The sequence below is a fragment of the Acinetobacter sp. 228 genome, assembly GCF_048147885.1.
In genome coordinates this window covers 214,593-233,867 of the sequence record NZ_JAYWYV010000001.1, presented here as the reverse complement: position 1 = coordinate 233,867, position 19,275 = coordinate 214,593, and the positions used below count along the sequence as shown (strand labels likewise).

Annotated in this window: 16 protein-coding genes; 9 read left to right on the top strand and 7 right to left on the bottom strand. The window is 42.6% G+C overall.

The window, feature by feature from the left end; all coding sequences use genetic code 11:
• Window positions 1–27: 27 nt before the first annotated feature.
• Complete coding sequence (locus VXQ92_RS01115) at window positions 28–402, bottom strand: winged helix-turn-helix transcriptional regulator (protein ID WP_064095498.1); 375 nt, start codon at window positions 400–402, stop codon at window positions 28–30.
• A gap of 102 nt (window positions 403–504) precedes the next feature.
• On the opposite strand from VXQ92_RS01115, the gene VXQ92_RS01110 reads away from it, so the two are divergent.
• Window positions 505–1,365 (top strand): SDR family oxidoreductase, encoded by an 861-nt coding sequence (locus tag VXQ92_RS01110; protein ID WP_064101397.1) that lies wholly within the window; start codon window positions 505–507, stop codon window positions 1,363–1,365.
• A gap of 54 nt (window positions 1,366–1,419) precedes the next feature.
• Here VXQ92_RS01110 and VXQ92_RS01105 read toward each other — a convergent pair whose 3' ends face one another.
• The 4 genes from VXQ92_RS01105 to uvrB form a co-directional block, all read right to left on the bottom strand.
• The gene (locus VXQ92_RS01105) at window positions 1,420–2,874 is read right to left on the bottom strand and encodes a glyceraldehyde-3-phosphate dehydrogenase (RefSeq protein ID WP_416679965.1); all 1,455 of its coding nucleotides are present in this window, start codon (window positions 2,872–2,874) and stop codon (window positions 1,420–1,422) included.
• A gap of 251 nt (window positions 2,875–3,125) precedes the next feature.
• The gene (rarD, locus tag VXQ92_RS01100) at window positions 3,126–4,058 is read right to left on the bottom strand and encodes an EamA family transporter RarD (RefSeq protein WP_064101398.1); all 933 of its coding nucleotides are present in this window, start codon (window positions 4,056–4,058) and stop codon (window positions 3,126–3,128) included.
• Window positions 4,059–4,218: 160 nt separating this feature from the next.
• Window positions 4,219–4,806: a lipocalin family protein gene (locus VXQ92_RS01095; protein WP_064101399.1), complete on the bottom strand. Its 588-nt coding sequence runs from the start codon at window positions 4,804–4,806 to the stop codon at window positions 4,219–4,221.
• Between the two features lie 144 nt (window positions 4,807–4,950).
• Window positions 4,951–6,972: an excinuclease ABC subunit UvrB gene (gene uvrB, locus VXQ92_RS01090; protein WP_416679962.1), complete on the bottom strand. Its 2,022-nt coding sequence runs from the start codon at window positions 6,970–6,972 to the stop codon at window positions 4,951–4,953.
• 576 nt (window positions 6,973–7,548) lie between these two features.
• On the opposite strand from uvrB, the gene VXQ92_RS01085 reads away from it, so the two are divergent.
• Complete coding sequence (locus VXQ92_RS01085) at window positions 7,549–8,337, top strand: hypothetical protein (RefSeq protein WP_416679960.1); 789 nt, start codon at window positions 7,549–7,551, stop codon at window positions 8,335–8,337.
• A gap of 289 nt (window positions 8,338–8,626) precedes the next feature.
• On the opposite strand, the gene VXQ92_RS01080 is transcribed toward VXQ92_RS01085, so the two are convergent.
• Window positions 8,627–8,806 (bottom strand): hypothetical protein, encoded by a 180-nt coding sequence (locus tag VXQ92_RS01080; RefSeq protein WP_064095505.1) that lies wholly within the window; start codon window positions 8,804–8,806, stop codon window positions 8,627–8,629.
• Window positions 8,807–9,247: 441 nt separating this feature from the next.
• Between VXQ92_RS01080 and VXQ92_RS01075 the strand changes: the two genes are divergently transcribed.
• The 5 genes from VXQ92_RS01075 (at window position 9,248) to VXQ92_RS01055 (ending at window position 13,566) form a co-directional block, all read left to right on the top strand.
• Window positions 9,248–10,318 carry an OmpW/AlkL family protein gene (locus VXQ92_RS01075; protein WP_416679959.1) on the top strand — a complete coding sequence of 357 codons (1,071 nt, stop codon included), beginning with the start codon at window positions 9,248–9,250 and terminating at the stop codon, window positions 10,316–10,318.
• 155 nt (window positions 10,319–10,473) lie between these two features.
• Window positions 10,474–11,688 (top strand): MFS transporter, encoded by a 1,215-nt coding sequence (locus VXQ92_RS01070; protein ID WP_416679958.1) that lies wholly within the window; start codon window positions 10,474–10,476, stop codon window positions 11,686–11,688.
• Window positions 11,681–11,815 carry a hypothetical protein gene (locus VXQ92_RS01065; protein ID WP_416679957.1) on the top strand — a complete coding sequence of 45 codons (135 nt, stop codon included), beginning with the start codon at window positions 11,681–11,683 and terminating at the stop codon, window positions 11,813–11,815. The genes VXQ92_RS01070 and VXQ92_RS01065 overlap by 8 nt, the downstream gene beginning before the upstream one ends.
• A 177-nt stretch (window positions 11,816–11,992) precedes the next feature.
• Window positions 11,993–12,958 carry a TauD/TfdA dioxygenase family protein gene (locus VXQ92_RS01060; protein WP_416679956.1) on the top strand — a complete coding sequence of 322 codons (966 nt, stop codon included), beginning with the start codon at window positions 11,993–11,995 and terminating at the stop codon, window positions 12,956–12,958.
• A 278-nt stretch (window positions 12,959–13,236) separates the two neighbouring features.
• The gene (locus VXQ92_RS01055) at window positions 13,237–13,566 is read left to right on the top strand and encodes a four-helix bundle copper-binding protein (RefSeq protein ID WP_416679954.1); all 330 of its coding nucleotides are present in this window, start codon (window positions 13,237–13,239) and stop codon (window positions 13,564–13,566) included.
• Between the two features lie 97 nt (window positions 13,567–13,663).
• On the opposite strand, the gene sthA is transcribed toward VXQ92_RS01055, so the two are convergent.
• The gene (sthA, locus tag VXQ92_RS01050; protein WP_064095510.1) at window positions 13,664–15,079 is read right to left on the bottom strand and encodes a Si-specific NAD(P)(+) transhydrogenase; all 1,416 of its coding nucleotides are present in this window, start codon (window positions 15,077–15,079) and stop codon (window positions 13,664–13,666) included.
• Window positions 15,080–15,292: 213 nt separating this feature from the next.
• On the opposite strand from sthA, the gene lipA reads away from it, so the two are divergent.
• On the top strand, window positions 15,293–16,306 hold the full coding sequence (lipA, locus tag VXQ92_RS01045) for a lipoyl synthase (protein WP_416679953.1): 1,014 nt from the start codon (window positions 15,293–15,295) through the stop codon (window positions 16,304–16,306).
• A gap of 356 nt (window positions 16,307–16,662) precedes the next feature.
• Entirely contained in the window at window positions 16,663–19,167 is a 2,505-nt protein-coding gene (locus VXQ92_RS01040; RefSeq protein WP_416679952.1) for an acyl-CoA dehydrogenase, read from the top strand.
• Window positions 19,168–19,275: the final 108 nt, after the last annotated feature.

Here is a 19,275-nt window from a genome sequence, read left to right as displayed (position 1 = left end):
CCTTGCTCACCCCAGAAGCAATTCAGCCTATTTTGCTACGCGCGCTTTATTCTCCACAATATCTGGCAGACTTTTCTCAATCCAGCCAATTAAGTACATAATTTTTTCAGCTGCTTGTGAACCGGTAATCGTCAACTGATATTCTACTTTCGGCGGCACGACCGGATAAACAGTTCTTAAAATAAAACCATCCTGCTCCAGCATTTTTAAAGTCTGGGAGAGCATCTTTTCACTCACCCCTTCGATTCGCTGTTTCAACTCGCTAAAACGATGCACCCCTTCACTGAGACAGCGCAAAACTAAAACAGACCACTTATTGGCGATATGCTCTAATATTTCTCGAGAAGGGCAATCAGTAGATAAAACTTGCCCCAATAATTTACTGGTTTCATAAGCAGACATAAAAATCTTCCCTTCTAGTAATAAGCTTACTTTTTAATATGGGCTTAAATTGAGTAAGTTATCAGATTAATATTTATTCATCAAAAAAAGCGAGAATAAAAAATGAAAATTGCAATTACTGGCGCAACGGGTCATCTCGGTCATCTGGTTATTCAACACCTACTTCATCAAACATCTGCAAACAATATAGTTGCCTTAGTGCGTAATGTAGAAAAAGCTGAATCATTTCAAAACCAAGGAATCGAAGTCCGCCATTTTGATTATGATCAAATCGAATCTCTTCAACCTGCCCTTCAGGGAGTCGATAAATTACTTTTAATCTCTGCCAGTGAAATTGGTCGACGGACCCCGCAGCACAAAGCGGTAATCGATGCTGCTGTTGCGGCTAAAGTTCCCTATATCGCCTATACCAGTTTATTGCGTGCAGATACCTCCCGGCTTAGTCTTGCACAGGAACATCGTGAAACAGAACAATTTATCCATGATAGTGGCCTAAAATATACCTTATTAAGAAACAACTGGTATATCGAGAACTACCTAGCCAACATTCAACACACGATTGACTCAGGTATTTTCTATGGTGCGGCTCAGGATGCCCTTATCAGCGCTGCTCCACGTGAGGATTATGCAGAAGCTGCAGCAAACGTCCTGCTTGGTTCAGATCATGACAATAGAACATATGAATTGGCGAGTTCTAAAGCATTTACTTTTGACACTTTGACCAAAACGATTTCTGAAATTAGCTCGAAAACTGTCATTTATAAGAACTTGAGTGCTGAAAACTACAAACAAATGCTTCTACAGGCAGGACTACCTGAAAGCTTAGCTGAGACAATGGTGGAGGCAGATGTTGAAGCAACTCGTGGTGCATTTTTCAGTGAGAGTAAAGATTTAGAAAATTTACTGAAGCGTCCTACCACTCCAATTGAAACGACAGTTAAATCTTCACTTACCTCTTTTTGATCACGTATAAAAAAAAGAGCCTCAAATGAGGCTCTTTTTTTAGCTAAAAACTAATTATGCATTAGTCTCAGCAGGAATTTTAGGATAGCTTACGCCGCCCATCTGTTCAGCAATACGAAGTACCTGACAGCTATAACCTACTTCATTATCGTACCAAACGTAGCAAGTTAAACGGTTACCTGAAGTGATAGTCGCTTGCGCGTCAAATACACCTGCAGTACGTGAACCGATAAAGTCAGAAGATACCACTTCAGTCGAGTTGGTATAGCCGATTTGACCTTGCAGGCTAGATCCGATTGAAATCTGACGAATGTATTCGTTCACTTCATCACGATCAACATCCTGACCCAAGGTAAGGTTAAGAATCGCCAATGATACGTTTGGTGTAGGTACACGTACAGAGTTACCTGTCAGTTTACCTTGAAGAGCTGGAAGCGCCTTAGCAACTGCTTTCGCTGCACCAGTTTCAGTAATGACCATGTTCAGTGTAGCAGCACGGCCACGACGGTCAGCATGATAGTTATCGATCAGGTTCTGGTCGTTTGTGAACGAGTGAACTGTTTCAACATGACCATTAATCACTGTGTATTTGTCGTTTAACACTTTTAATGTTGGAGTGATCGCATTTGTAGTACAGCTTGCTGCAGAGATGATTTTGTCTTCATCCAGAATGTCAGCCTGGTTCACACCAAATACCACGTTCTTCATGTCACCTTTACCCGGTGCAGTCAGAATAACACGGGCAGCGCCTGGACATTTCAGGTGCTGAGCAAGGCCTTCCGCATCACGCCATTTACCTGTATTGTCGATAACAAGTGCATTTTCGATACCGTATGCAGTGTAATCTACTTCAGATGGGCTTGATGCATAGATCACTTTGATGAACTGACCATTAGCAATAATTGCTTCGTTTTCTTCATCAACAGAAATCGTACCCGCGAATGGACCGTGGATTGAATCACGACGCAATAAAGACGCACGTTTTTCCAGATCACCATCAGACGATTTACGAACGACAATTGCTTTCAGGTTCAAGCCACGGCCCAGACCTGACTGGCTGATCATCAAACGTGCAAGGATACGACCAATACGACCGAAACCGTAAAGAACAACATCTCTACCTTCAACAGAAGTTGGATTGCCTTCAAGAGATTTCACAGCGTCAGCAACGAATGCGTTAACATCCCCACCTTTTGCTTTGAACTCAACAGCAAGTTTGCCTAGATCGACTTCAGCAGTACCGATGTTGTCAATTTTCGCCAATGCTTCAAGGATTGGGAAAGTGTCTACAACAGAAAGTTCAACGTCTAGCACGCGAGTACGGCGATGTGCTTTCAGAATCTGAATCACAGAACGGTTAATTAAAGAGCGACCATAAACTGTAGCTACAATATTTTTTTCACGATATAACTGACCCACAAGGGCAATCATACGTTCCGCAAGTTCTTCACGGTTTTTCCAGCGACCTTGGTGCTCTGCATGTAGGGCAACGATAGTGTCTTTGCTCACAGATACGTCCTCTAATTAATTGTAAATCTAGGCATAAATTTCTAAACCCGACAATTGTAATGGAATTGGCGGCAAGTTTGAATCAAAAGCTCATTATGACGGGCAGTTTTTAACGTATATTCACTATAAATTTTAAAAATAATTGTAATTAGCTGAATGATTTTGCATCCAAAAATTTTAAAGATAGCTGTTTTTTAATCACAGGCATAAATTTGTTAAATGTTGTTTATTCATGCGATCTCTTCTTAATTTTAAGATTGAAGTCGATCTTTATAGTTTTCCAGATTTTTCTTAAGGGCTAATTGATGTTTACGTTGTCTGAGTAAATGCAAGATTCCTTCCACTACCAGCACGAAGACGGCCAACCAGATTGGGATATAAGTCAGCCATTCACCTGATTCTACGCGTTCCCCAAGTGCCATTGAAGCAAAAGCCAGCAATACCGGTTCAAGATAACTCAATAGCCCAAAAATCACAAAAGGCAAATATCGACTGGCCAGGATATAACTGCCTAAACCGAGCGCACTTAAAAAGCCTAACCCAAGCACTGCCAATATCAAGTGATAATGACTGAATATTAATGGCAAAGAGTCGCTATAAATAAAGCCAAGATAAAACGCAACAGGCAAAATCAGAAATAAATCCCACCAAAATCCACCCAGGTGATCGGTAGCGAATTTACGCCGCATAAAGAAATAAATTGGGTAAGCTAAAGCAACATAGACTGTTTCCCATGCGATTGAACCAATTCGCCAGATTTCATGCCCTACTCCCAATACTGCCAATGCAACAGCGACCATCTGGAAAGATGATAATTTTTCTTTGTAGAGCACACAGCCGAATAACACCATTACCAGAGGCAGGAGAAAATAGCCGAGCGAGACTTCGAGACCACGCCCATTGATAGGCCCCCATAAAAACAACCACAATTGTGTGGTACATAACAGCGAACTAATCAGCAACCAGATCAAAAATGAAGGCTGTCGTAATACCCGCTTAAAGATACTGCTGATATGTTTCAGGTCCCCTGACCACCACATAAATGCAGTCAGAAATGGCAAGGTCGCCAGCATACGCCAAGCAAAGGTCTGTTCACTGTCTAAAGGCTGTAAAAAGGGCGTAAATATATAGAGCACTCCAAAAACCACGGAGGCCAATACAGATAACGCAATGCCTTTATACATAGTCAAACTCTACTTTGATTCGTCTGCATTATAGCGACTAGCATTATAGAAAGCTTGATAATTCACTTATATAAAAAGGTCTCCATTTAAAATTAGATATTATGTTTTCACACAGCATAAAAAACCATGCCTAAGCATGGTTTACATAAAAACGCTAAACTTATCTTTGAGTTTGCTTGGTATAAATCACATCACTCAGGTCATAGCCCACCGACTGTGCATATTGCAAATATTCATTCACTACGTTTTTATCCAGTTGGGGATTACGGGAAAGTATCCACATGTATTTACGTTTAGGCTCGCCCACCAACACAGTCTGATAGTTCTCATCCAGTTTTAAAACCCAGTAATCACCACGGGCGACCGGAATCCAGCGAATAAAGTCTGGTAAGAAACTGACTTTTAACTTGGTATTCTGTGGTGGATTCTGCACAAATGCCTCACCCAGTGATTGGGTTTGTCCACCATCTTTTTTAATGCAGCGGTTATCCACCACAATATTGCCATTTTCATTTAAAGTATAAGTCGCTGTGACATCACGATCACACTTATTTTGAAAATATAGAGGCTTGCGTGCTACTTCGTACCATGTCCCCAAATAACGGTCCAGTTCAACTTTCTCAATGGTCGGTAATGGCTCGTCTTTCGCATAAGCCATAGTAGCGGCGCCCAAACCGAGAAGAACCGCGCTACCCACCGCAATTTTTGCCAGCTTTAATCCGGTACGTGAAGATTTTTGAGTTGTCATAAAGATACCTATTGCATGTTCACAAAATATTTATTTAAAAAATTCTGTTCCTACAATAGCTTTATCACAGCCCTTAATTTGTTACATTATGTTTGCTTTGTGATTGATTTTACGTCATTTAAATAAGATTTAATGCAACAATAATCAATCAAACATCTGGGCTTTCAAGCGTAAAATTTCATCCCGCATACGTGCAGCCTGCTCAAACTGCAGCTCTTTGGAAGCTTTCAGCATCTCTTTTTCCAGTTTGTTAATATGTTTCGCAAAAAGTTTCGGATCTGCCATGATATGCCGCTCATCCGCACTGATGGCACGTGCCTGATCTGATACGTGTAATTTAATGGATTCATCATTCAATATTTCACCCGTATCAATTTCCTTGATCACCTGACGCACTGCACTACGTGGCGTAATACCATGCTCTTCATTAAACTGAATCTGCTTGGCACGACGACGGTCCGTTTCATCAATCGCTTTCTGCATCGAATCAGTAATACGATCAGCATACAGAATCGCCTTACCTTTCAGGTTACGCGCAGCGCGGCCAATGGTCTGAATGAGAGAGCGCTCAGAACGCAAAAATCCTTCTTTATCTGCATCCAGAATCGCCACTAATGATACTTCCGGCATATCAAGGCCTTCACGCAACAGGTTAATTCCGACCAGCACGTCATGAACCCCAGTACGCAGCTCATGAATGATTTTTACCCGTTCAACAGTATCGATATCCGAGTGTAAATAAGCGACCTTAATCCCATATTCTTTCAAATAAGAAGTCAAATCTTCAGCCATGCGCTTGGTCAAGGTTGTAACCAACACCCGCTCATTAATGTCTTTACGCAGATTAATTTCTGAAAGCACATCATCGACCTGTGTCAAAACTGGACGGATTTCAATTTCCGGATCGATCAGACCGGTTGGACGTACCACCTGCTCGACAATCTGCTGGGATTTTTCCAGCTCGTAACGTGCGGGCGTTGCGCTAACATAAACAGTCGTCGGCACAATCCGTTCCCATTCTTCAAATTTCATCGGCCGGTTATCCAGCGCACTCGGCAAACGGAATCCGTAATTGACCAGATTTTCTTTACGCGAACGATCGCCCTTATACATGGCGCCAATCTGCGGCACCGTCACATGTGACTCATCAATAATCAGCAAGGCATCATCAGGAATATAATCGAACAAGGTCGGTGGCGCTTCACCCGCAGGACGGCCAGATAAATGGCGTGAATAGTTTTCAATGCCGTTGGTATAACCCAGTTGCTGCATCATTTCCAGATCATAGCGTGTGCGCTGCTCGATGCGCTGGGCTTCCAGCAGTTTGTCATTTTCCCGGAAGAACACCAGACGCTCTTTAAGTTCTTCCCGAATGGTTTCGATGGCACGGGACAAATTGTCTTTCGGCGTAACATAATGGCTTTTAGGATAAATGGTTACGCGAGGCACTTTACGAACCATTTTCCCGGTCAGCGGATCAAACCAGCGAATGGAGTCAACTTCATCATCAAACAGTTCAATCCGGATCGCATCCTGATCGGATTCAGCCGGAAAAATATCAATAATTTCGCCACGAATACGATAAGTACCGCGCAGGAATTCCAGTTCGTTACGCGAATACTGCATCTCGACCAAACGGCGAATAATATCATCACGTCCAATACGGTCGCCTTCGACCACATGCAGCAACATGCTCATATAGGCATTCGGATCACCCAGACCGTAAATCGCAGACACTGAAGCGACAATAATTGCGTCGCGACGTTCTAAAAGTGCACGGGTGGCCGAAAGACGCATCTGGTCAATGTGGTCATTAATTGCCGCATCTTTCTCGATAAAGGTATCTGAAGATGGCACATAGGCTTCTGGCTGATAGTAGTCATAATAACTGACGAAATATTCAACCGCATTATTCGGGAAAAATGCTTTAAATTCACCGTAGAGCTGTGCAGCCAGCGTTTTGTTATGGGCCATGACAATAGTCGGACGCTGGGTACGGGCGATGACATTGGCCATAGTATAGGTTTTACCTGAACCGGTAACCCCCAGCAAAAGCTGATCGTGATAGCCTTTTTCTATACCCTTGACCAGCTTTTCAATGGCCTGTGGCTGATCGCCAGCAGGTTGATAACTGGTCACCAGTTCAAAGGGTTGTTTATCACTCATAGCTTTAATAATTTCACTGCGGATATCGACTCAATTTATTATGGGGGTAAAACTGAATTACTCAATCCCTATCCAGGTTTCTGTTTGGTAAAATAAAACAGTATCATTGTCATTATTTTATAGTGCTTTACTTTACTTAGATTTAATGAATAAGGTACAGATCAATCCAAATCAATTTTGAATTATGCAACAATCAATATAAAATTGAGATCTTTAAAAATTATAAAAAATTGGCAGGATAATGAAAGATAAAGAGTATCGTGAAATCGTGACTAAGAATCAGTTTCGCTATATGGGCACAATCATATTTTGTTTGGGCCTTTTCTATTTAGTTAGCGTTATTTACTTTCTTATTCAAAAACACTTTTTTTAAAACTCACCCATGAGTATCACTTGTGCAAAAGAATAAATTAAGCATTTTCAGACAACAACTTTATTTAGGTTTACTCGGTATGCTGTTTTGGATCATGGGTGGAATACTGACTTATCTGTTTGGATAGCGCTGCAGAATAATGCCTTGACCCCTCTTCATTTCACGGGCAACATGAAGATCAGGATGGCCTAGAATAGACAATTATGACTTACCACTATCACGATGAAAGTATTGTTAAATCCCTTCCAGAAAATACCGTTTTTGTATTTGGCAGCAACCTGGCTGGCCAGCATGGTGGTGGTGCAGCTAGAACGGCACTTGAGCATTTTGGCGCAGTCATGGGCGTCGGTCGTGGCTGGGCGGGTCAAAGCTATGCCATTCCCACCATGAACGAGCATTTGCAACAAATGCCGCTCTCACAAATCCAGCACTATATTGATGACTTTAAGATTTACACCAAAAACCATCCTAAAAATAAATATTTTATTACTTCCATAGGCTGCGGGATCGCAGGTTATAAGGTCGAGGAAATTGCACCGATGTTCAAAGGCATCTCGCGCAATGTCATTTTCCCGCAATCTTTCCGTCCTTTTGTCGAAAAACCCTTGCCCAAATTAACCGCAAATTTCTTGCATACCATTTTCCGTGATTCGGTCATTTTAACTCCGGCCAGTGATGAGCTGATTGAAGAACTGCCTTTGACTGAAAATGAAAAAAGTCTGGCAAGGATTATTTTAAATACTCAGATCTACCCGACCGACAGCAATGGACGGGAACGTGTTTTTGAAATTGAAGATATCCTGCATAACCTGAATACCAAGCTGGTCGATTTTCAAAGCCAGAAAGAAGGTGCCATGTTGTTTGGAGGCGTGATTTTAGCGCTACTGGAACTTTATAATATTAACGAGAAAGATTTTATTGATGTCTGGCAAGGTGAGCGAGAAATTGCTCCACCCAAACCGGAAAATAAAGCACGTAAAAGTATTCGTTAAGTGGCCACAGTACTCCTTTTAAAAAAGCCAATGTCTGAATTGGCTTTTTTTTAGCTACTCAAATACTGAATATGAAATAGATCAGGTCTGGATTTTGTTTCGTTTGGTATTTAGAAAGCTTAAATATTTCGTTTGCTTTATTAAGAATAAAACTGAAAGAGATTTGGATCATCCGGTTTTTTACTTTTTCATGCTCAGGAAGCTGCAAAAATGAAATATTGATCGCCAACTCCCTAAAAACTTCCACAAAAAAAGCCATGATTTATCATAGCTTTTTGAGTGGGATCAATTAGCGTTTGCCCATTGAACGGCGAGTACCACGTGGCGGCATCCAGGTACGGTCAGCATAGCGCTGCGGTCTTGGTCTTAAATCTTCTAGAACTTCTTCGGCAGCATTTTGCTCTGCTTGTTTAATAGGGAAAGGTAAATTGACCAGGGGCTTTTTTTTGGGAGTCGTTTGGGTGCTCATATGATTCACTCAATAATATATATAACTATTGTACAAAAAAACTCAACCCACTGGGTAGCAGGATCTTGGATAAATTCATCTCGACGTATTTTTTAAAATAATAAATGTGCTCAGACAAACATTTGCATGAACCATGTCCAGCCTAAAATTTACTTAAATTATCATGTAGATAATCAAAAATTAGTCTGATCGATAGTTGAGTTAATTCCAAGCTAAACTTTCTTGATATTTACATTAAAATTAAGCAGCAAACTCCTCATTTTTCAAAGCACTTTTCTTTAAAAAAGCAACTACGAAACACATAAAGCATACAGCCGTTACCAAGATTAACTATTGATTAACTTTTAGCCTATTGTTCTATAACTGAATTTTTAAATTTAATTCACATAATTAATGAACTAGAAAAACGAATAAATACACTGGACATGGAGTTCCAAATCAATGAAAAAAATGCTGGCGTGTATGGCAGGCTTGGCGACTTTACCTATGGTCGCTTATGCAGATTCCCCTTATTTTAGCTTGCAGGATGGAGATGGCTTTAAACGCTTTTCTGTATCCGTTGGTGCATTGCATGTAATGCCGCAAGGTAAAGCACAGCCTGTTCGTGTCAATACTGCAATTAATGAAGGCTATCAATCCAAAGTGGGAGATATACAGGCGGAAACCGTCATAGACAACCTTGATCCTGACCGCAAACCAAATCGTGTCGTCGAAGGATTAGTAAGGTTAATTGGTGCCTTTGGCGGTAAGGTATCTAGTGGCCTTTCTGGAGATTCCTATGTATACGGTCTTTCAGAATGGGATAATCCAGGAACGGGTCTTGAAGCAGATGATGTCACCACCCTAGGCCTCCTGACCAACTATTATTTTACCGATAATATTTCTTTTGAAATGAAGGCGGGTATTCCCCCCAAGGTAGATATCAAGGGAAAAGGTACAATCTATGCACCATTTGCTGCTGTGGCAACGCCTTTGGGTGGGATTGCAGGTAATTTAAATCTTGCCAATGACATCAAAATTACAGATCTAGCGCAGTCCAGCAAAGCTGCAGAAGCACGTGCCTGGACCCCGGCTTTTGAACTCCAGTATCATTTTGGTAAAACTGGGGTAAATAAATTCCGTCCTTATGTTGGGGTAGGATTTATGTATGCTTATTTCAATGAACTTGAAATAGATCAAGGTATTGAATCTGATCTAGTTGCTGCAGGCCACATGATCCAGAATATTATTAATCAGAATGCTGGTGCTTCCCTGGAAATGAAGGATAGCACGGGTAGAATGAAAGTGGATCTTGAAGCTACCGATGCTTTTGCCCCCATAGCTACTGTTGGCTTTACTTATGATTTCAATGATAAGTGGTTTGCGGTGGGTTCAGTGTCTTATGCCCATTTGCAGAATGAATCTAAAATTACTGTAATTAATGAAAATACCGGACAGACCTTGATTAATTCAAAAGCCGATATTGAAATTAATCCGATTCTGGCCTATGCCGGATTTGGAATGCGCTTCTAAGTTAATTTTTTACTTTTTAAGAAAACGGCTCCGGCCGTTTTTTTTGCGAATCATATTGATAAAAAAAATTTATCTTTTGATCAATTTTTATTTAATCGCCTCTCTTGCCTGAATCGAATACTATACCTATCAACTTTTATAGGCATGAATGATGTATGGCTGACGGTCAGTTTTCCAAAGCTCTGGTTTTTATGCTCATTGGCTCCGCCATTATCTTGGCATTGTCGCTGGGCGTACGACATGCATTCGGCCTGTATCTGGTGCCGATGAGTGAAGAATTTGGCTGGGGTCATCATGTTTTTAGTCTGGCGATTGCCATGCAAAACCTGATCTGGGGTGCAGTTCAGCCCATTACCGGGGCATTTGCCGATAAATATGGTAGCAAGATTGTCGTTGCTGTAGGTGGAGCTTTATATGCAATTGGCCTGCTCCTGATGGCAGTCAGCTCGACCGGGCTACTACTCAATCTGAGTGTAGGGTTAATTCTAGGTCTCGCCCTGTCAGCTACGTCATTTCCGGTGTTATTGTCTGCAGTGGGGCGTGCAGCACCGCCAGAAAAGCGTAGTCTAGCTATGGGGATTGCCAGTGCAGCCGGATCTTTTGGCCAGTTTATCATGTTGCCTTCGACCCTTTTACTCTTACAGAATGTCGGCTGGTCAGCAGCATTAGTGGTCAGTGCCATTCTGATTGCACTGATTGTGCCCTTGGCCTGGATGCTAAAAGCACCGATGTATGTTAATCCCAACGCAGCCTCTACCCCGAATAAAGTCTCACTGAGTTTTAAACAGATTCTGGTGGTAGTAAAAAATCATAAACCGTTCTGGTTTCTGGCCTTAGGTTTTTTTGTTTGTGGTTTCCAGGTGGTATTTATTGGCATCCACCTGCCTGGCTATCTGATCGATCATGGTTTTAATGCCACAACAGGTACAATTTTTCTGGCGCTGGTCGGTTTGTTTAATGTGGTAGGTACCTATACTGCCGGTTGGCTCGGTGGCAAATATTCCAAGCCGCATCTGCTGATGGGGCTTTATGGTCTGCGCGGAATCGCGATTATTGCCTTTCTCATGCTGCCTTTGAGTACATGGACAGTTTATGCCTTTGGTGTCATCATGGGATTACTCTGGTTATCAACCGTTCCGCTGACCAATGGCATTGTCGCAAATATGTTCGGTGTGAAATATCTGACCATGCTCAGTGGTATTGTATTTTTCACCCATCAGGTTGGCTCATTTTTCGGTGGGTGGCTGGGTGGAGTCAACCATGATTTGAGTGGCAATTATAATGCGGTGTGGATGCTGTCAATTGTCCTCAGCATTTTTGGGGTACTGGTGCATTTCTGGGTCAATGAGGAGCAAATCGTCCATGACTGATTCTCTGCTGAAACTCAAAATTTCGATTACTGTAGTTCTCCTGCTTTTACTGGCTCTGTCGATTACGCTCTGGTTCCAGACCCCGGAGCTGTTTGAATATTTTAATCAGGCTTTCTGTGCCCACTAATCTGCTGGAATATCCTCAGCAAAAAACACGCAATCCATCGCAGAATAAGTTAAATGCTGTAAAATCAGCAAAATAATAAAAATATAAGATTCTTCATAAACTTATCACTTCTTTTGATTTTATTTCAGTCCGGAATTTTCTTAGATTCTGATTATTAAAAAATTCTGAGACTTGATAATGACCAGCTTAACCCAACTTTCACAAGCCATTCATGATGCCCCACGCTGGCATCAGCAAGATCAATTTCAACATCCGGATGAAATCAAAATTGTACCGCAAACAGGTCAGGCCTTAGGCGCAGTAGTCTATGGTCTGGATGCCCGTAAAGTACAGTCATCCGACACCATTCTGAAGTTAAAACAGGCGCTGGCCGAGCACCTGATTTTGATCTTCAAACAGCAAAGTCTGGATGATTTACAGTACCTGGCATTTTCTACCTATTTCGGTTCCATTTTCCGCCCAGGTGCAGATACACCTGTACTGGCTGCGCAGTCGGATAGCGGTGTTCCACCCGATGTCGTTCCGGTGTCCAATGCAGTTGATCAGGGAGACTATACCGGGCATGGTGAACTGACTCCACATGCCGATCATCAATGGACACCTTTACCCTCTTTTGGTTCCCTTCTGTATGCAATTGAACTGCCTCAGGACGGCGGTCAGACCAGCTGGATCAATACCATTAAAGCCTATGATGCACTCGATAAAGAAACCAAAGCACAAATTGATCAGCTACAACTGATTACTTACAACCCATTCGTGCGCCGCCAAAAAACCAGAGATCAGGTTGAGGATCAAGGTTATGGCAATAGCCCGCTGTATCGCTTTAAAGATCAGCCCATATTAAGTCATGCCTATCCACATCCACTGGTGCGCACTCATCCCGAATCCGGTCGTAAAGCACTTTGGCTGAATACGCATACCGAAGTCGAACTGGTCAATTATGATGATCAGGCTGGCAGCGAACTGATTGCAACATTGCGTGAGCATATTTCAAAACCTGAGTTCGCTTATGAACATCATTGGGAAGTGGGCGATATCGTGTTCTGGGACAATCAGGTGACGCTGCACTCCCGTCGTCCTTTCCCGGCTGATCAGCGCCGTTTATTGAAACGTATCAGTCTGGCAGGTAGCCGTCCATTTTAATAATAAAAACGAGAATAACGAGAAAGGTAGAACTAGCTTAAACCTTCAATAATTACGATTCATCATGTCGATCTTCCACCATTGAGACTTTGACCACCTCAATGGTTTTTTATTTTCAAGCAAAAAATTAACTTTGAATATTAGCTTTGATCCAGTCGATCTTTAACAAAACAAAGTAGCTGTTTACTTTTTCTCACTTAATCTGTCTGGTGTATTTTCCTTTTTCTGCTTAGCGTATTAGAAAATCAGCAATAAACCCATGGAAAGAGGAAACAACAATGAATCAGCTTCAATTTTCAGATTGTGTTCAGACCTGTATGAGCTGTTCTCTGGCATGTACCAACTGCGCCAGCGCCTGTCTTAAAGAAAAAGAGCTAGAGATGATGCGGGAATGTATCCAGCGCTGTCTGGATTGTGCAGATATTTGTCAGCTGTGTGCCCGTATGGAACAAAAGCAGTCTCCTTTCATGCATGAGATATGTGAACTTTGTGCAAAAGCATGTGACTACTGCGCAGAAGAATGTGGTCAGCACCAACATGAACATTGTCAGCAATGTGCCGAAGCATGCCGCCGTTGTGCTGAAGAATGTCGAAAAATGGCTGCCTAGCCCTCACGGTGACTGGTCAAAAGTAGCTATAAAGATTAAAAAAGAAAAACCCGCAAGATTGATCTTGCGGGTTTTTGGCTAACTTGAATGAGTCAAATTAGAATAAACGGTTCATACCATTCAGCGTTGCCACACGATAAGCTTCCGCCATAGTCGGATAGTTAAAGGTAGTTTCTACAAAGTACTTGATGGTATTGTTCGGGCTGTTCATGACTGCCTGACCAATGTGGATAATCTCAGATGCATTGTTACCGAAACAATGAACACCCAAAACTTCCAGCGTTTCACGATGGAACAGAATCTTCAATTCGCCCACAGTATCACCGGTAATCTGTGCACGGGCCAGGTGACGGAACGATGCCTGACCGACTTCATATGGAATTTTCTCTTCAGTCAGCTGCTGTTCATTCTTACCAATCGAAGAAATTTCAGGAATGGTATAAATCCCGGTTGGAATATCAGTGACCGGAGCAACGTCTTTCTCACCACTCATGTTTGCACCCGCGCAACGACCTTGGTCATAGGCAGCAGAAGCCAGAGATGGCCAGCCAATCACATCACCAGCAGCATAGATATTTTCAACGTCAGTCTGATATTGATCATTTACAGTCAATTGACCACGACTGTTCGGTTTCAGGCCGACATTTTCCAGACCCAAACCATCGGTATTGCCTGAGCGGCCGTTACACCACAAAATTGCATCTGCTTTAATTTTCTTGCCACTCTGAGTATGCAGAACTACATATTCATCAGACGTTTCAAGATAATCAATCTGTTCGTTATGACGGATCAAAACACCCTGTTCACGCAAGTGATAAGACAATGCATCAGAAATTTCATCATCCAGGTAGCTGAGCAGTTTCGGCTGTGTATTGATCAGGTCAACTTTATGGCCCAGACCAATAAAGATCGATGCATATTCGCAACCAATGACACCTGCACCATAAATAATGATTTTTTGGATTGTATAATCCAGATCCAGAATTTTGTCTGAATCAAATACACGCGGGTGATTAAAATCTAGAATTTCAGGACGGTAAGGACGAGAACCGGTCGCGATCACCAACTGTTTAAACTGAATCGTTTCCTTGATGCCATCCGGGGTAAATACAAAAATGGTATTTTCATCCTGAATGTAGGCACGGCCATGGAAAATATCAATTTTATTACGATCGTAAAAACGCGAGTGTGTTTCAACCTGCTGTTGAATCACTTTATGTGCATTACGAAGCACCTGCTTCATGGTGAACTGTTTCCATTCACCTACTTTTTGAAACATTGGATCACGTTGATAACGGATGATGCTCGATACCGTCTGACGCAATGCTTTACTTGGAATCGTACCAACGTGGGTACAGTTACCACCTAGCTGTTCACGCATATCAACGATTGCAACACGTTTACCTGATTTGGCAAGTTTCATTGCCGCGCCTTCGCCCGCAGGGCCCGAACCTAGAACTACCGCATCATATTTAACGAAAGTCCCACTAACGACCTCTTTTTTACGTGGCATTCAACGCTCCTCAAAATTAAAAAATTTACTTTAATCTACCTGCTTATTATGACGTAAATCCTGTTGATTTGGTGTATTTAACTCACATATATTACTTGATAAGAACATTTATTAAATGAATAGTCCTTTTTGCCCCATTTGTAGCTAAGTCCGTTATAATAACTCGGCTATCTTTGAGTATCTCCCCCTTCAAAAACAGTGGAAAAGTTGAATATGTCTGAAAACCGTAAACCTGAACAGGGCGTCAAACTTCGCGGTGCGGAAAAAGTTGCCCGCATTCCTGTAAAAGTTGTTCCTACGGTTGAAACGCCACGCAAACCGGACTGGATCCGAGTAAAAATGGCGGCACCGGAAGAAGTTCAACGCATTAAAACCACATTACGTCAGCAAAAATTACACACGGTGTGCGAAGAAGCCGCGTGTCCAAACCTGCCTGAATGTTTTGGTGGCGGTACTGCTACCTTTATGATTATGGGGGACATCTGTACCCGTCGCTGTCCGTTCTGTGATGTAGCACATGGCCGTCCAAATGCACTCGATGCAGATGAACCGCGTCATATGGCTGAAACCATTGCCAACCTGGGTTTGAAATATGCAGTAATTACTTCCGTAGACCGTGATGATCTGCTGGATGGTGGTGCTCAGCATTTTGTAGATTGTATTAAAGAAGCACGTGCCTTAAGCCCGAATACTCTACTAGAAATTCTGGTGCCAGACTTCCGTGGCCGTATGGATATTGCGCTACGCATCATGACTGAGTGTCCACCAGATGTGTTTAACCACAATATCGAAACAGTGCCACGTCTGTATAAAGCCATGCGTCCAGGTTCTGACTATCAGCACTCTTTAAACCTGCTGAAAATGTTTAAGGAATACTGCCCAGACATTCCAACCAAATGTGGATTAATGGTAGGAATTGGTGAAACCGAAGAAGAAGTGCTTGCCCTGCTTGATGATCTGCATGCGCATGGCGTGGACTATGTAACCATTGGTCAGTATTTGCAGCCTTCCAAGGAACATGCAGCGATTGACCGCTTCGTGACACCTGAAGAATTCGAACGTTATACTAAACATGGTCAAAAACTGGGCTTCCGCAATATCTGGGCAGCGCCAATGGTTCGTTCAAGCTATTTTGCCGACCGTCAATACTATGGCGAACCTGTACCAGCAGTGCGTCGTAAGGTTGACCCTGCCAAGAAAATTGCAGTTCAGACAATTGAAGCTTAATCGGTTTAAATAGATGAAATAAAAGCCCTCTCAAGTAGAGGGCTTTTTAATATCTATAATTAAAATTTAACTCAGCGTTAAGCTGATTTTTCTCTATTAGACAAAGATTAAGTCATTACTTATCTTCACATTTCTTTGCGCGTTCTCACTTGAAGAATGAGCATTTTTCAAACAATCTCAAAAACAGATAAACAACTTAACTTATTCGTTTTAATACTTGAAAAAGATCATTCTCACACGTGCACTGCTGAAGCTATCCAAATCTCAAGTGACAAGAATGAATGAATTGTAATAACGAAATATCCATGAGGGATCTTGGCAAAGCCAGCTTGGTATAAATCTGGAGAAATATAACAATGCTATTTATATTTGCTGTACTACTGCTATTACTCAGTTTATGGGCTGTGTTCTATTTTCAGCTCTCGCGTAGTGTGGGTGCAATCACGCTAATTATTATGTCAGTAGTGTGTGCCTTTATTAGCCCGTGGTCACTTATTCTCGGTATTCCGCTCATCCTGATTAGCCTTGTAGTGATGATCGAACCTTTGCGCATGTCATTCATTTCCAAACCGGCCTATAAAACACTGGCCAATGCTATGCCGAGCATTAGTCCAACAGAACGCGAAGCACTGGATTCCGGGACCAGCTGGTGGGAAAAAGAGCTGTTCATGGGTGCACCGAATTGGGAAACCTTTAACAGCTATCCTTATCCAAAGCTGTCGCTAGAAGAGCAAGCCTTTCTGGACAATGAAGTTGAAACCTTGTGCAGCATGCTGGATGAATGGGAAATTCATGAGCAAAAAGCGCTGCCTGATCACATCTGGCAATACATCAAAGACCATGGTTTTCTGGGTCTGATTATTCCCAAAGAATACGGCGGTCGCGCCTTCAGTTCATTTGCCCAAAGCCGGGTGATGAGCAAGATTTCCTCACGCTCGCTCACCACCGCCGTAAGCTGCATGGTGCCGAACTCTCTCGGTCCGGGTGAGTTATTGCTGCATTACGGTACTGAAGAACAGAAAAACCGTTATTTGCCAGGTCTGGCGCGTGGTGAAGAAATTCCCTGTTTCGGTTTGACCAGTCCAGAAGCCGGTTCGGATGCCGGTGCGATTCCTGATACCGGTGTAGTCTGCTATGGTCAGTTTGAAGGTCAGGAAGTTCTGGGCTTGAGAATGAATTTTTCCAAACGCTGGATTACGTTAGCCCCAATCGCGACAGTCGTAGGCCTGGCCTTTAAAATGTATGACCCTGATCATCTCTTGGGTGAACAGACTGAATACGGCATTACCTGTGCCCTGCTCCCTGCCAGTCATGAAGGCGTAATAGTGGGACCACGGCATAACCCGGGACCACCATTCATGAATGGTACAGTTGAAGGTAAAGATGTCTTTATTCCACTGGACTGGATTATTGGTGGCGTCAAAAATGCCGGTAAAGGATGGCGCATGCTGATGGAATGTTTGGCAGTTGGTCGTGGCATTTCCCTACCAGCGCTGTCTACGTCTACAGCAGAAATGACTTATTTAAATGTGGGTGCTTTCTCTCGTATCCGTCAGCAATTCAAAATTTCAGTCGGTAAATTTGAGGGGGTACAGGAAGCCAATAGTGAAATCGCCAGTGATACCTATATGCTGGAAGCCTTCCGTTATCTGGTCACCTGTGGTTTGAATCAGGGCGGCAAACCTGCCGTAATGACGGCGATTGCCAAATATTATGCGACAGAAGGTATGCGTAAAGTGGTCAATCACGGTATGGATGTGGTCGGTGGCCGCGCCATTCAGATGGGTCCGCGCAACTTTCTGGCGCCTTACTATCAGGCAATTCCAGTCTCCATTACCGTTGAAGGTGCCAATATTCTTAGTCGTTCCCTGATGATTTTCGGTCAGGGTTCAATGCGTTGCCATCCTTATCTTTATGAAGAATTACAGCTTTTACAGGCTGAAGATCGGGCGGCCGCTCTAAACCCTTTCGATGACCTGCTTTTTAAACATTTGAGATACACCTTTAACCGGACTGCCCGCTCCTTTGCCTATGCCTTTAGCGGTGGCGCAAGTGCAGCACCGCAAAGTGCGGTTGACTTCACCCGTTCTTATTACAAAGTGATTAACCGGCTGAGTGCCAACTTTGCTTTAACTGCGGATATGTGTCTAGGTTTACTTGCAGGTGATATCAAGCGTAAGGAAATGCTTTCGGGTCGTCTGGCCGACATTCATGCTCACCTGTTTATTGCATCGGCAATTCTCAAGTTTTTTGAGCATAGTAAAAAAACTGAAGATGAGCGTTTACATGCACAGCTTGCGGTAGAAAAGTCTCTGTATACAGCGCAAGAAGCATTTTTTGACCTGTTTGCTAACTTCCCGTCAGGTGCAGCAGCAGGTATGGTCAAACTGTTATGTTTCCCATTTGGCCGTCCGGTACAGAAACCATCAGACCAGCTCAAACAGCAGGTTGCAAATAGCATGATGGAAGACAATGCTTTCCGGCAGACCCTTAAAAAACATGTCTACTATAATATCAATGAAAATGATGTCACTGGCCGTATGGAATCAACTTTCAATCTGCTACTGGAGATTGAAAAGCTCTGGGATCGCTTTAAAAAAGCTGAAAATAAAGGACAATTTAAAGGACTCAGTTTTGCTGAGCATGTAGCCGATGCACATCAACAAGGCTTTATTAATGATCAGGAAGCAGAAAAACTGCTGCACTATAATGCGCGCCGTTATGACAGCATGTTGACCGATGTATTCGATCTGCACTTGAATGAGGTATTAGAGCTTGAGAATCCGTATCTCATCAAGGAAGATGCCAAAGGAACGGATACTTCAGTGCAAACTGATCCTTCACACTCGGTATCACCTTAAATAAAACTTGAATTTAAGGTGTCATAAATTCCAGAGTGAAGTCATTTTATTGCTTTACTCTGGAAGCTTTACAAGTGGCTTTTCAGCCACTTTTTTACGACTATGGCA

Coding starts and splice junctions, on each gene's coding strand:
- VXQ92_RS01115 (WP_064095498.1), bottom strand. CDS start 402: ATGTCTGCTTATGAAACCAGTAAATTATTGGGGCAAGTTTTATCTACT.
- VXQ92_RS01110 (WP_064101397.1), top strand. CDS start 505: ATGAAAATTGCAATTACTGGCGCAACGGGTCATCTCGGTCATCTGGTT.
- rarD (WP_064101398.1), bottom strand. CDS start 4,058: ATGTATAAAGGCATTGCGTTATCTGTATTGGCCTCCGTGGTTTTTGGA.
- VXQ92_RS01095 (WP_064101399.1), bottom strand. CDS start 4,806: ATGACAACTCAAAAATCTTCACGTACCGGATTAAAGCTGGCAAAAATT.
- uvrB (WP_416679962.1), bottom strand. CDS start 6,972: ATGAGTGATAAACAACCCTTTGAACTGGTGACCAGTTATCAACCTGCT.
- VXQ92_RS01085 (WP_416679960.1), top strand. CDS start 7,549: ATGACTTACCACTATCACGATGAAAGTATTGTTAAATCCCTTCCAGAA.
- VXQ92_RS01080 (WP_064095505.1), bottom strand. CDS start 8,806: ATGAGCACCCAAACGACTCCCAAAAAAAAGCCCCTGGTCAATTTACCT.
- VXQ92_RS01075 (WP_416679959.1), top strand. CDS start 9,248: ATGAAAAAAATGCTGGCGTGTATGGCAGGCTTGGCGACTTTACCTATG.
- VXQ92_RS01070 (WP_416679958.1), top strand. CDS start 10,474: ATGGCTGACGGTCAGTTTTCCAAAGCTCTGGTTTTTATGCTCATTGGC.
- VXQ92_RS01065 (WP_416679957.1), top strand. CDS start 11,681: ATGACTGATTCTCTGCTGAAACTCAAAATTTCGATTACTGTAGTTCTC.
- VXQ92_RS01060 (WP_416679956.1), top strand. CDS start 11,993: ATGACCAGCTTAACCCAACTTTCACAAGCCATTCATGATGCCCCACGC.
- VXQ92_RS01055 (WP_416679954.1), top strand. CDS start 13,237: ATGAATCAGCTTCAATTTTCAGATTGTGTTCAGACCTGTATGAGCTGT.
- sthA (WP_064095510.1), bottom strand. CDS start 15,079: ATGCCACGTAAAAAAGAGGTCGTTAGTGGGACTTTCGTTAAATATGAT.
- lipA (WP_416679953.1), top strand. CDS start 15,293: ATGTCTGAAAACCGTAAACCTGAACAGGGCGTCAAACTTCGCGGTGCG.
- VXQ92_RS01040 (WP_416679952.1), top strand. CDS start 16,663: ATGCTATTTATATTTGCTGTACTACTGCTATTACTCAGTTTATGGGCT.